This window comes from Desulfurispirillum alkaliphilum, assembly GCF_055378285.1.
In genome coordinates, this window is record NZ_AP042405.1 from 2,171,023 (window position 1) to 2,183,827 (window position 12,805).

At 55.4% G+C, this 12,805-nt stretch carries 10 protein-coding genes; 7 read left to right on the top strand and 3 right to left on the bottom strand.

Features of this window, described 5'->3' with window-relative positions; genetic code table 11:
- Positions 1-4: 4 nt before the first annotated feature.
- Both ACZ46I_RS09780 and ACZ46I_RS09785 read right to left on the bottom strand, forming a co-directional pair.
- A complete protein-coding gene (locus ACZ46I_RS09780) occupies positions 5-2,338 on the bottom strand; it encodes a response regulator (RefSeq protein WP_464280668.1) in 2,334 nt (777 codons plus the stop codon).
- Positions 2,339-2,419: 81 nt separating this feature from the next.
- The gene (locus ACZ46I_RS09785) at positions 2,420-4,219 is read right to left on the bottom strand and encodes a flagellar assembly protein A (RefSeq protein WP_464280669.1); all 1,800 of its coding nucleotides are present in this window, start codon (positions 4,217-4,219) and stop codon (positions 2,420-2,422) included.
- 262 nt (positions 4,220-4,481) lie between these two features.
- Here ACZ46I_RS09785 and ACZ46I_RS09790 point away from each other — a divergent pair, with 262 nt between their 5' ends.
- The 7 genes from ACZ46I_RS09790 to ACZ46I_RS09820 all read left to right on the top strand — a co-directional run bounded on the left by ACZ46I_RS09790 (position 4,482) and on the right by ACZ46I_RS09820 (position 12,029).
- Complete coding sequence (locus tag ACZ46I_RS09790; protein WP_464280670.1) at positions 4,482-5,351, top strand: universal stress protein; 870 nt, start codon at positions 4,482-4,484, stop codon at positions 5,349-5,351.
- Positions 5,352-5,354: 3 nt separating this feature from the next.
- Positions 5,355-5,705, top strand: coding sequence for a hypothetical protein (locus tag ACZ46I_RS09795; protein ID WP_464280671.1), 351 nt, complete (start codon positions 5,355-5,357; stop codon positions 5,703-5,705).
- A gap of 143 nt (positions 5,706-5,848) precedes the next feature.
- Positions 5,849-7,201: a sodium-dependent transporter gene (locus tag ACZ46I_RS09800; RefSeq protein ID WP_464280672.1), complete on the top strand. Its 1,353-nt coding sequence runs from the start codon at positions 5,849-5,851 to the stop codon at positions 7,199-7,201.
- A 94-nt stretch (positions 7,202-7,295) separates the two neighbouring features.
- Positions 7,296-8,363 carry a 3-deoxy-7-phosphoheptulonate synthase gene (locus ACZ46I_RS09805; protein WP_013506113.1) on the top strand — a complete coding sequence of 356 codons (1,068 nt, stop codon included), beginning with the start codon at positions 7,296-7,298 and terminating at the stop codon, positions 8,361-8,363.
- Between the two features lie 11 nt (positions 8,364-8,374).
- Positions 8,375-10,366, top strand: a complete 1,992-nt coding sequence (locus ACZ46I_RS09810) for a bacteriohemerythrin (protein ID WP_464280673.1) — start codon at positions 8,375-8,377, stop codon at positions 10,364-10,366.
- Between the two features lie 9 nt (positions 10,367-10,375).
- Positions 10,376-11,194, top strand: coding sequence for a hypothetical protein (locus ACZ46I_RS09815; RefSeq protein WP_464280674.1), 819 nt, complete (start codon positions 10,376-10,378; stop codon positions 11,192-11,194).
- Position 11,195: 1 nt separating this feature from the next.
- Positions 11,196-12,029 carry a mechanosensitive ion channel family protein gene (locus tag ACZ46I_RS09820; protein ID WP_013506110.1) on the top strand — a complete coding sequence of 278 codons (834 nt, stop codon included), beginning with the start codon at positions 11,196-11,198 and terminating at the stop codon, positions 12,027-12,029.
- 72 nt (positions 12,030-12,101) lie between these two features.
- Here ACZ46I_RS09820 and hisIE read toward each other — a convergent pair whose 3' ends face one another.
- Positions 12,102-12,746 carry a bifunctional phosphoribosyl-AMP cyclohydrolase/phosphoribosyl-ATP diphosphatase HisIE gene (gene hisIE / locus ACZ46I_RS09825; RefSeq protein ID WP_013506109.1) on the bottom strand — a complete coding sequence of 215 codons (645 nt, stop codon included), beginning with the start codon at positions 12,744-12,746 and terminating at the stop codon, positions 12,102-12,104.
- Between the last annotated feature and the right edge of the window lie 59 nt (positions 12,747-12,805).

Below are 12,805 nucleotides of genomic sequence, written 5' to 3' on the forward strand. Positions count from 1 at the left end.
GTTGTCAAGGGTGTGCGACACTCTGGTTGCTGATGTAGAGGATGCTGGTGTCATCGGAGCCAGGTACCGGCTCCTGATTATTGGTGGCCTTGAAGAAGTCCTGCAGGATGTCATTCAGGCAGTGGCTTTTGACGAAGGATCTCCGCAGTTCCGTACCGCTGAAATCGTCGTTTTCGCACAGTCCGTCAGAGTAGATGAGGATATGGAAGTTGCGGGGAAGCGTGAACTGGTCGATGCGGATATCCTGGGAGTAGATCATAAGCGGCAGGTTATTGGTGCGGCACTCATGGAGGCTGTCCTTGTCGATATCCTTGATGAAGATCGGGTACATGCCGAACGAGCTGTACTCCATCAGCAGGCTCTGTGTGTCGATGCAGGCCATGGCGAGGGAAATGACCTCGTCATCAAGCAGGTAGCTCTTGATATAGTCGGCATAGGTGGTGACGATATCCTGTAATGATGGAGCTGTTGCTTTGGGTGTGGTCTTGAGGTACTGGTTGATGAATGATGCCGACAGAATGGCGGTGACGGAGGCGCCGATCCCCTTGCCCATGCTGTCGATGATATAGAAAAGGGTGCGGCGTTCATCGATTCTGAAAATTCCGTAGATGTCGCCGCTGAGGATATCCTGGGGCTTGTAGAATACCTCGGCTCTGATTCCTTCGAGCGTTGCGGCGTCGTTATGGATGATCAGCTCCTCCTTGGCGAAGGCTTCCTTCTGCTGCTGCTCTTCGCGTCTGCTCTTGTCCTTGAGGGCGAAAAACTCCTCTTCGCGGTGCCGCTGTTCCTCCTCCAGGCGTTTCTGGAGCTGCTGCTGCATCTGGATGATGCGTGCGTAATGTTCAAGGTGCATGCGCAGCTTGCCAAGCTGGACGGGCTTGTTGATAAAACGATCGACGCCGGCGTCGATGGCGCTCAGGATATGGTCCTTGTCGGAGAAGGCCGTTATCAGGAGGATCGGGATGTCGCGGTTGTGCTGGCGGATTTCCCGTGCCATATCGAGGCCGTTCATGACGGGCATCTGGATGTCGCTGAGGATGATGTCCGGATGAAATTTATGGAACAGCTCAAGGCCTTCCTGGCCGTTTTCCGCCACATAGAGGGATTTTGACATGCGCTTGAGCAGGCGAACATAGAGCTCCCGGGTCAGTTCGTCATCCTCTACATAGAGTATGGACACATCCCGCAGCGGTGAGTTCTGCAGTTCTTCCTCCGGGGTCGTTTTCCTGTGCTGAGTAATGGCGGAGAGACTGGTCAGGGAGAGGATCAGGTGAACCTGTCGCCCCTGGTCTGAGTAATACATGCCATCGCTGAGCTCCTGGGTAATTTTGATTCCACGGTTATTGAAGAGGCTTTGGGTTTCTGTCGCCTTTGTCCGCAGGTAACTTTCGTACTCAAAACCGTCACCGCTGTCGGAGATGGATATGCGCAGCACCCGGTTCGCAAAAAGTTCACAGCTGATATCAATCTGGCCGGTACAGGCCTTTTCCTGCTCAATGATAAAGCCTTCGTATTGTCCACTGCGGATCAGCTCCTGCTTCTGTTCCGATGTCATGCGCAGTACACCATGTTCAAAGGCGTTCAGCAGCATTTCATGGAAGATGAGCATGGCATTGTCCGCCAGCTCCTCGTGGAGGCCTGAAGCCGCCAAAGAGGCTTTGAATCGTATTTCAAGGTTGGAAAGGGCATCCAGATTCGGCTGCGTGACAGTCTCGCGGGAGAGGATCGTGACGGAGCCGGCTGGCAGGTGATTGATGAGGAGAAAGGAGCCGGTCTCTGCAGTCGGCTGTACATCCTCCAGTGCACTGTGCACATACAGAAACTGTTTTTTTGTGGTCAGCAGGGCCATATTGGCTTCAGCCATGCTGAGCAGCCTGGAATTGTTGGCAAAGAAGACGCTCTGAATATCGTTGAGGGGGTATACTTGGACGCGAAAGGGCGTAGGCTGTTCGGAAAGGGTGTTTTCGTGATCGCGGGCGGTGAAAATCCGTCCATCCGTATCCTTGAAGAGCACATAGTACATGCCGAAATTGATAAAGCGCAGGGTCTGGCTGCCCTGGTCCAGGACTCCCAGCAGCAGACGGTGCTTCAGGGTGAGTTCGCCCCGTGCGTATTCGCGCAGAAAAGGGACAAAGTTATAGCTGGTGAAAAAACGGTGTTCCGTGACATAGGCGCGCAAGCTTTTCAGCAACAGGTCGCTCAAATGCGTGTCATTGGACAGGGCAAAGAAGGTGAGCTGATCATTTATCTTTTCAATGGAGATGCAGGGGGCTTTTTCAGGAGTATGGTACTCCAGGATAAAGTGGTCAGTGTACTGGTACTGATAGTAAAATGCCATCCGTCCCCCTTTTTTCTCCAGAGTGAATACTAGCACAACAAGGGTGGGAACTACAGGGGAAACAGGAGAGGAACATTGTGATTATTGACGCTGGACCTTGATTTCGTCCTTGCCTTCTTCAACGCAGATCATGATTGGTATCTCGAAGCGATTCAAGTGCTTCGTCTGGGTAATGCCATAGAAGCGAATGCGATTGCCTTCTTCGGCGGCCTCTATGAAGAGGTTGGCTTCCTTGCTGGTTTTGATGATGCGGTCATAGAGTTTTTCTGTTTTGGCAAAATCGACTTTCAGTGTTTCCGTCTCGGTTACGATGGCTTCCAGCTCCGTCTTTTTGTCACGGACACTCTGGATGACGGCGATGGAGGAAGGAGGAATTTTTCTGCCCGCAGCCTTGCACTCCTTGACCGTGCGCATGGCCATTTCCAGGCGGGAGCGATCCTTCTGCAGTTCCGAGGATATGCGCCGCGCCTGCTTGCTCAGCTCGGTCATGCGCTCGCGATCCTTTTCCATGGTGGCCTTGTAGCCTTCGAGAACTTCGTTGACAGCGGGAACCAGGGTCGGATCGGCATGGACGCTGTTCTCATCGCCAACCATATGTCCCAGATGGGCGCTGTTGCCGGAGAAGAATACCTCGGCGTTGCGCATGGTTCCGTGATGGTTGATCTCTTCACAATAAATAGTGGCGTTGAGGATATGCTGTTTGATGAAGACCTGGCGCGCGTAGATGGTGCCCTGCTGGAAGGAGTCGCAGTGGACTACATCGGCTCGTACCGTGCCGCTGCCCAGGGTCAGGCTGACTTTTTCATCGGCCTCGATGGTGGCAGAGCGGTGAATGGTTCCCTCAATCTCCACATTCTCACCGGCAACCTTGGCGTTGGAGGCGATATTGCCCTTGATCTGGACATTTTTGCCCTGAACCGTGCGGCCAGCGCCTACGGCATCCTTGCTGACGCCCTGGTGGTTGATGATGACATCGCGGGCATCTTCCTTGAAGTAGATATCCCCGGTAACCGCCAGGTCAACGGCACCATCAATGGTGACATTATCCTTGATGTCGGCGTTACCGTTGTTGTCGACGCAGAAGAAGCCCTCCTGGCGCGCGTACACTTCGATACGGTCGGGACGGTCCACGACGCTGAGGCGGCTGGTGACCGAGTGGAAGGGGAAGGTGTCCTTGGTCTGCCCCACGTACTGGGGCGTCAACTTACCGTCGGGTAGTACGCCGGGGCTGCCTTTGAGGGCGCGGTAGTAGGTGACAATCAACTGGCCGTCTTCCACGTGCTGGGTAAAGTTCTTTTTGCTGTAATCGATATTGCCCTTTTCATCAATCTGCCCTGCCGTGTTATAGGTCTCAAAGTGGTATTCCGTCTTGGAATCCTTGCCGTTTTTGCGCAGGCGGCCGCGGGCAATGGGGAAGATAAGGGCGGGTTCCTTAACGGAGGAGTGGCTCATGCGGCCAATATCCACGATCTGCTGCGCGATCTTTTCCAGTTCCGGATAGCTGATGATGCCAAAGACGATATGGTTGTAGGCCAGAACCTTGCGTATTTCCGCCACCACCGATTTCAGGAGGTTGGGGTCATTGAGGTCAAACTTGCTCTGGGTCAGGAAGGTCAGCTCGCAGATAAGGGGATTTTCTCGATTGGGAGTGACGCGCATGATAGGGTGGTGCTGGTATTCGCGCAGAGCCTTGCGCATGATTTTGATCTGCCAGTTTTTGGTCACCTTCCCCATTTGCTTGCTTTCGTAGGGGTCGCTTTCAAAGGCAATGGAAAAGTCCAGCTCCTTCAGGGGGAGTTCGTTATCGCGAGCAAACTCTTTTATGGTGGTGGGTATGTCATTGGTTTTGATGATATCAGATACACCGGCAAACGTCCCCATACAAGCGACCCCTTCAAGGATATAATGCGAAAAATGTTACTTATTGTACGATTGTTGTACTTTTCCGAGGATTATAACAGAATAAAAGTATGTCCACTATAAAAATATGACCAGAGCCGCTCCGAGCAAAATCGTTGACGCTGAGCCGGAGCGCGGCTACTATGGCAACCTGGTTACATGCTGGCTGCGACAGCCTTTCGCAGGTGTGTGATCTTCGAACTGGTCTGGTTTTTACACCATGCACCCAAGCTAAGGAGGCCCCATGTTTCGTAAAATTCTCCTCTGCAGTGATCTTTCAGCGGCATCTGATGCCCTGGTTTCCTGCGTCGGCGACCTGCAGCAGCTTGGCCTTGAAGAGGTTATTCTGCTGCATGTGGTGTACGCCGCTGTGGTGCCGGGCCTTGAGAATGCCCTGAGAGCGGAAGCGACGAAGAAATTGACCCAGTACAAAGAACAACTTGAGGAGCTTGGTCTGCGGGTGCAGATTGATATTCCCCTTGGCATGCCGGTGTATGCCATTGAAGAAGAAGCGTCCAACTATGAAGTGGATGCCATTGTCATCGGTTCACGGGGTGAAAGCCTGTTGCGGGCGGCAGCTCTTGGCAGTGTCTCTTTTAAAGTGCTGCAGATAGCGCGTTGTCCGGTTCTGCTGGTGCGGGTGAAGCTGCTGGACTCCCCTGAAGGAGAGGGTGTTGCGCCCTGTCAGCGACTTTTCACCAGCCTGCTGGTGCCCTATGACTTTTCGGCGCTCTCTGCCCTGGCTCTCCAGAAAGCCCGTGATATCGCAATGGTGCACGGATGTCCCATCAGAATTCTCCACGTCAATGACAACCAGCGTCGACTGACCTACCTTTCAGCCGAAGCCATGAAGGAACAGGACGCCTTTGACGAAGAGCGCCTGTGCAAACTCAGGGACGCTCTGATTGCGGAAGGCCTGAGTGTCAGCCATGAACTGGTGGAAGGCGTTGTCCTGCAGGAGATTCTGAAGCGTGCCCATCCCCACGACACCTCGCTGATCATCATGGGCAATCAGGGCAAGGGTTTTCTCCGTGAAGCGGTTCTGGGCAGCGTGGCCAATGAGGTTGCCCGTCAGGCAGAGGTACCCGTGCTCTATGTGACGGCGAGGAGTTAGGCCATGGGAAGTTCTCTTGATGTGCTGTCCCGCAGACACCGTGAAGTGCTGGACGCCTTTGTCGCCTTACTGGAGCCATTGCCAGTGGTTCAGGGGGTCTATATTCTGGCCTTTCCGCCCTCCTCGGAACCTGATGCCATGGTGCGTGTCATTATTCTGGTCAGGGAGCGCAGCAGCGCTGTGCTGGCGGAAATCACCGCCCTGGCGCAGCAGGTGGAGAAGGAGTTTGACGCTGAGGTCCAGCCCGATATTTTTGCCACGGCAGCATTTGTGGGCCTGCTTGAAGCCGGTGCCCCCGACCTGGCGGGCTTTGCCAGCAATGCCGTCACCCTGATTCCTCTTCGTGTGGAGTAATTCACTGTCATTTTTTTGTTCCTCAGCGTGTATATACTTCCTGTGATGGGCTTTTTGTATCAAAAGATGTTGAAGATTGCGTAGGCTCGGTGAGGACTTTCCCTGGGGAAGGTGTGCTATTCACTCATTTATGGAGAGTTGGTATGCAGCGTTGTGATCTTACTCCCCGCGAACACTGGGCTTCGCGCTGGGGCTTTATTCTGGCCGCCATGGGCTCAGCCGTGGGTCTGGGCAACATCTGGCGCTTCTCGTATGTGGCCGGTGAAAATGGCGGTGGAACCTTTCTGCTGGTCTATGTTCTGTGCGTACTGCTCATTGGTCTGCCCATTGTCATGGCGGAATTCACCATCGGTCGGAAATCCCAGTGCGATGTGGTTGGTGCCTTCACCTCACTGGCTCCCGGCAAGCCCTGGGTGGTTGCGGGGATCATGGGTGTCTCCTCGGCCTTTATCATTCTCTCCTTTTACGGTGTTATTGGCGGCTGGACCGTCAAGTACCTGGTCAGTTATCTGACGGGTTCTCTGTGGAGTACACCGGAAAACGGTTATGACGGCTTCTTCATCGGCTTTATCACCAATGCCTATGAACCTCTGTTCTGGCAGTTTGTCTTCATGGCGTTTACCATTGGCATTGTCTTCCTGGGTGTGAAGAAAGGCATTGAAACCGCCAACCGCATCCTCATGCCCCTGCTGGCTATCCTGCTGCTGGTGCTGGCACTCTACAGCCTCAGCCTTGGCGCTGCCCGCGAAGCCATCTCTTTTCTGTTCTCGCCTGACTGGAGCGCTCTGTCCCGTCCGGAACTCTACCTGGCGGCACTTGGACAGGCCTTCTTCTCCCTGAGTCTCGGTATGGGGGCGCTGATTACCTACAGCAGCTACCTCACCCCAAAGGAAAAGCTGCCAGGAGCCGCCGTGGGTGTTGTCTCCCTCGACACGATGTTTGCCATCGTGGCAGGTCTGGTGATCTTTCCCGCTGTTTTCGCCTTTGGAGGCGAACCTGGAGCTGGCCCCGGACTGGTGTTCATCACCCTGCCCGATATCTTCCAGAATCTGGCAATCGGCGTTGTGGTGGGAATCGCCTTCTTCTTCCTGCTGGCCGCGGCTGCCCTTTCTTCCGCCATGTCACTGCTTGAGGTGGCCGTCTCCTATTTCATGCGTGTTTTCGGGTGGGGTCGGCATATGACGACGGTGGTAATCGGTGGTATTATTTTCCTGGTTGGTATACCATCTTCGCTTGGTCTTGGAGTGCTTTCCAACGTCACCATTTTCGGTAAGGACATCCTGGACTCCATGGATTTTCTCGCCTCGAATATCTTCCTGCCGCTGGGGGGCATGATCATCGCTCTCTTTATCGGCTGGGGATGGAAGAAGTCCGACGCGCTGGAATCCTCTGATTTTGGAGATACCCTGTGGGGCAATGCCTGGATCTTTATCCTGCGCTTTGTGGCACCAGTTGCCATTGGCCTGGTGTTTCTGCGGGCCATCGGCCTGTTTTAGGACGTCCCTGGAACCAAGCCACAGATCCTTGTTACCATGAATGCCTCTCTCCGGAATCGGTCACCGGGGAGAGGTTTGTTTTTCAGGAGGTTTTATGATTCGTACCAGTGATCTGAACGTCAGTCGTCTGACCCCCATTATCAGCCCTGCCAGTCTGAAGCAGGTCTTCCCCCTCTCCAGTGAAGGGGCTGCCTTTGTCACCCAGGCGCGGCAGCATATCCGCAATATCCTCTCGGGCAAGGACAGTCGCCTGATGGTGGTGGTGGGCCCCTGCTCCATTCACGACCCGAAAGCCGCCCTTGAGTATGCCCAGCGCCTGGCCAGGCTGAATCGCGAGGTGAGCGATCAGCTGTTCATCGTCATGCGCGTCTACTTTGAAAAGCCTCGGACCACCATTGGCTGGAAAGGTCTCATCAACGATCCCGATCTGGACGGCAGCCACCAGATATCCAAAGGGCTGGGGGTTGCCCGTCAGCTGCTGTGCGCCATTACCGATCTGGAGCTGCCCATTGCCACGGAAATGCTGGACCCCATCACGCCCCAGTATCTCTCGGACATGATCAGCTGGGGTGCCATCGGCGCCCGCACCACGGAGTCGCAGCCACACCGGGAAATGGCCAGTGGCCTCTCCTTCCCCGTTGGTTTCAAAAACGGCACCGACGGAAGCCTGCAGATTGCCATAGACGCTATGAAGGCGGCTCAGCACCCCCACAGCTTTATCGGTATCAACCTGGAAGGTCGCACGGCCATTGTGCAGACCACGGGCAATCAGTCGGTACACATCGTGCTGCGGGGCGGCAGTCAGAAGCCCAATTATGAACCCGCTGATATCAGGGACACCGAGGAAGTCCTCCACAAGGCCGGCCTGGCTCCTTCCATCATGGTGGATTGCTCCCACGCCAATTCCTTCAAAGATCACGACCGCCAGGCTGAAGTGCTGCACTCTGTTCTGGAGCAGATCACGGGTGGCAATACCTCCATTTTCGGCGTAATGATGGAAAGCAACCTGCAGGCCGGCAATCAACCCATGGCCCCTTGTTCCTCCAAACTCTGCTACGGGGTCTCCATCACCGACAAGTGTATTGACTGGCCGACAACGGAAGAATTACTGCGTTCCGCGCGACAGACTCTGGAGCGTACGGGTGGGCGCAATGTCGTCTGAATGGTGTGTCATTGGCTCCTGATATTTTCCGACGCATTGCAGATGGTTTCGGCACCGACGCAGACAGGCACAACGCGCAGCCACTCGCTGTACGTATCCTCGGCTATCACCGTGGGGTGGTGCTGGGTTCCCTGGCCGCTTTTCTCCTCATTATACTGGTGATAGCAGCGGAGGGCTGGCGTTCCCACCGTGATGTGGTGGCAGCGCAGGAGGCAGAAGTTCGGGCAGTCCTGGAAAATGCCCGCCAGGCGCTTGTTCACGAACTGGACTTCCTCAGTCAAAGTGCGCAGTTTCTCGGTCAGCTTCAACACGACTGGGCGCAGGAGCGACAGGTTGAGCTATTCCAGGGATTTCTGACCGTACGCAATTACCAGGCCCTGGCGGTGTGGGACAGAGAAGGTGCCCTGCGCCTGGCAGTGACACGCGATGGATCGATCCTCGTGAATCAGCAGGTACCCTTCTGGAAAGGGCAGGTGAGTGGCCCACGCCTAGAATTTCATGGTGGTGTGCCGGTAAGTGAGTCCATGCGTCTGTCGGTACCGCTGGGGGATGGTTCAGCCATGAGCGTTTCCTTCAGCCCGCAACGCCTCTTTCGGGTGCTGCCACACCAGGTTCTTGTCGTCAATCCGATTTACGGAGAGATTCTCTGGCAGCATGACATGCAAATGCAGGGCGCCTTGCCCCTGAGCGCGAGCCATGGTGAAGGTGCTGTGGTTGATGTCGAGTCATTGCCGCATCTTGCCCATGATTTCATGGGGACTCCCCTGGTTTTTGTGGTGGCTGCTGATCAGCGTTTCGCGGAGAATCAGACCCTGAAGTCGACCCTGCTGATCCTCTTCGCGGTGAGTCTGCTCTATGGCTTGCTGGCAAGCCTTGGGTACGCCAAGTTCCGGCGTTTTCATGAATCCCTGAAAACCAAGAAGGCGACGGTCTTTTCCCTGGCGAATCTGGCGGAGTGGCGCGATCCCGAAACCGGCGATCACCTGGAACGCACCCGCAACTACGGGATGCTCCTGGCGCTGCAGTTGTGCCATAACCCGAAATTTTCCCGTCTGCTGCGCAAAACATTTATTAAAGACATGGCCGACGCTTCCTTACTCCATGACATTGGTAAGGTGGGCGTACCCGACCACGTGCTCCTGAAACCGGGGAAGCTCAGCGATGAGGAGTTTGCCATCATGCGCTCCCACTCCACCATCGGTCGCAATGTGATTCAGTCCATCATCGACCAGTGCGGGCTCCACGACCCCTTTCTGGAGATCGGGCGCAATATCGCCCACTACCACCATGAGCGTTACGATGGCCGTGGATATCCCGATCAGCTCAAAGGCGAAGAGATTCCCCTGGAGGCGAGGATCTTCGCCCTGTGCGACGTGTATGATGCCCTGCGCTCACGACGCCCCTATAAAGAGCCCATCAGCCATGAAAGAACCTGTGAGATCATCCGCAGTGAACGTGGTGGCCACTTCGACCCCGATATTGTAGACGCCTTCCTGGTATGCGAACAGGAGTTCATGGAAATACACGCCGCCTATGACTCCGTGGATCAGTCATTTCATAAACAGTTCAGCGGTCTGACGGCCAGGCATCTGCACATTCAGTGGAGCGAAAATATTGCCGTGGGCATTGCGCAAATCGACCAGCAGCATCGTGAACTGATCAACCGCATCAATAATCTCTTTGACGCACTGCTGCTTGGCCGTGCCAAAGACGCCATTTATCAGACCATGGCGTTTCTTGAAGAGTATATTCACGAACACTTTACCACCGAAGAACGGTACATGCGCGAAAACAGCTATCCGGAATATCAGCAGCATGTCGCCCAGCATGAACACTTTCGCGCGCAGGTGCAGCAGATGAAGCAGCAGCTCCTGGACGAGGGCGCCTCATCGGCTCTGGTGATGGATCTGAACCGGCAGATCGTGCACTGGCTGACGAATCACATAGCTGTTACCGACAAACGAATGGCGCAGTTCATCGCTCATCACACTCTAACCCGTTAAGGAGGCCTCATGGAAAGCCCTGTGAAGGAATACACTGACCACGGGCACTGGGGGGAATTTACCTTCCCGTGCCATCAGTCGTGCCACTGGCTGATCCATCAGCTTCAGCTCTCGCTTACCCGTCTGTCCCGGGAATGGCAGGTGTCTTTTCAGTACAAGCTTGAAGAAAATTCCGGGAATATCCCCCTTCGCTTTCAAGAGCGAACAACCACCAGTAGCAAGCTGCAGCGACACCTTTTCCGGGAAACCGAAGACACGCTTTCCCTGCTGCCGTGTCTCCCGGATCGCTCTGTGGTTATCCGTCCGGCCCAGCCAAGCACCATCCATCCGGGGGAGAAAGTGACCCTCTACGTCGGCACACCGGTGTGGGTGAAGCTGGTGACCGGCTCTGGGAATCACCTTCTTCAGGAAATTCCTACCCAGCCGCTCTCGGATACCTGGTTTGGAGCGAATACCCGCAGTGGCGAACTCTGCTACCTCCTGCGCACCCGTGGACGCACCCAGACTGGTGATATCAGTTTTGAACGCTACCGGGCACTCACCCCCGTGACCATCGAAAATCACGCGTCCACCCCATTGAACTTCGAACGATTCTGCCTGCCTCTTCCCATGGTCAGCCTGTATCAGGACGAGTCCACCGGTCAGCTCTCCACCCAGGAAATCCTGGTGAAACGCGGTGATGACGACCAGGCCGCCGAGCTGAAAATCCAGCCCGGTGCCCCCTCCATATGCGGGCAAAGCGTGGAGATAGCGCCGCCACGCCGTAAACCGGATCGTCAGGTACTCGTCAAGGCATTCAGCTCCATATTCTCGGGAGGAGGTTCGTAACATGGAATGGGAAAAACTTTTACACGCTGACCTGCTGCTGCACCTGCTGCGGGCGTCCCTGTACCTGCTGGCAGGCTTTGTGGTGGCGCGCATCGTCTCGCGCCTGATGGGAAAAGTGGCCAGCAGAAAACTGGATTCACACCAGGTGCTGATCCTTGGCAAGGTCATCCGCTACGCCATTCTCCTGCTCTTCTTCATCTCTGCCCTGAACGAGCTCGGCTTCAGCCTCAGTATTCTGCTGGGCGCCGCCGGCATCCTGACCGTGGCCATCGGCTTTGCCTCCCAGACTTCGGCATCAAACCTCATCAGCGGACTCTTCCTGCTGGGTGAACGTCCCTTTTCCGTGGGCGATGTGGTGAAAATAGGAGGGACCACCGGGGAAGTCATCGCCATAGACCTGCTCTCCGTGAAAATGCGCACCTTTGACAACCTCTACGTGCGCATACCCAATGAGAGCATCCTGAAATCAGAAGTGACCACCCTGACCAAATTCCCCATCAGACGAATGGAAATAGCCGTTGGCGTCGCCTACAAAGAAGACCTGCGACGGGTAAAGGAAATCCTGCTGGCCGTCGCCAACGCCAACCCCAACTGCCTGGATGAGCCAGCGCCCGTCTTTATCATCACTGGCTTTGGCAGCTCTTCCATGGATATTCTCTTCTGTGTCTGGGCCAGGCGCGAAATCTTCCTGGATGCGCGCAACGCCCTCTACGAGGAGATCAAGGAAGCCTTCGACCGCAATGGCATCGAAATCCCCTTCCCGCACCTCTCACTGTACACCGGTGAAGTCACGCGCCCCTTCCCCGTCACCCTCGACCAGGGCAGAACCGATTAAACGCAGAACACCCCCGCTGCCAGACAGCGGGGGTGTTGAAGTCTACCGGGAAAATGCTTTCATCGGCCAGTGCTACGAGCGGGCCGCCTTCTCCTCGTGACCACCCGTGCCGAAACGCCGTGCCAGCTCATCCTTGATCAGACCCAGGCCAATACCCTTGTCGGCCATGCACACCGCCATGTGAAAGAGCACATCAGCCGCTTCCGCCACCACCCTGGCCGAGTCCCTGTCCTTCACAGCACAGGCAAATTCCATTGACTCTTCGCCAACCTTCTTCAGTTGCGTATCCTCGCCCTTTTCCAGCAGACTCTTGACATAGGACTTCTCGCCGGTGGAGAGACGACGTTCTTCAATAACCCCCTCCAGACGCTCCAGAACATCAAAAACCGACTCACCCGCACGCATCACCTCGAAAAAACAGGAACGCTCACCCGTATGACAGGCACCACCGCCCAGCTGTTCAATCTTGATCAGCAGCGCGTCGCGATCGCAATCCGTGCGGATTTCCTTGACCAGCTGGAAAGCCCCGCTGGACTCCCCCTTGAGCCACAGTGACTGACGGGAGCGGGAATAGTAGTGCACCCTGCCCGTTTCAAACGTCTTCTGAACCGCCTCGCGATTGGCAAAAGCCACCATCAGGACCTCGCCCGTGCGCCAGTCCTGAGCAATCACCGTCAACAGACCACGATCATCAAATTTTAAATCATCAATCACCATAAATATTCATCCTTGGCAGAGTATATGTACTTGCTATCGCGGAAAAAGGTATGGTATAC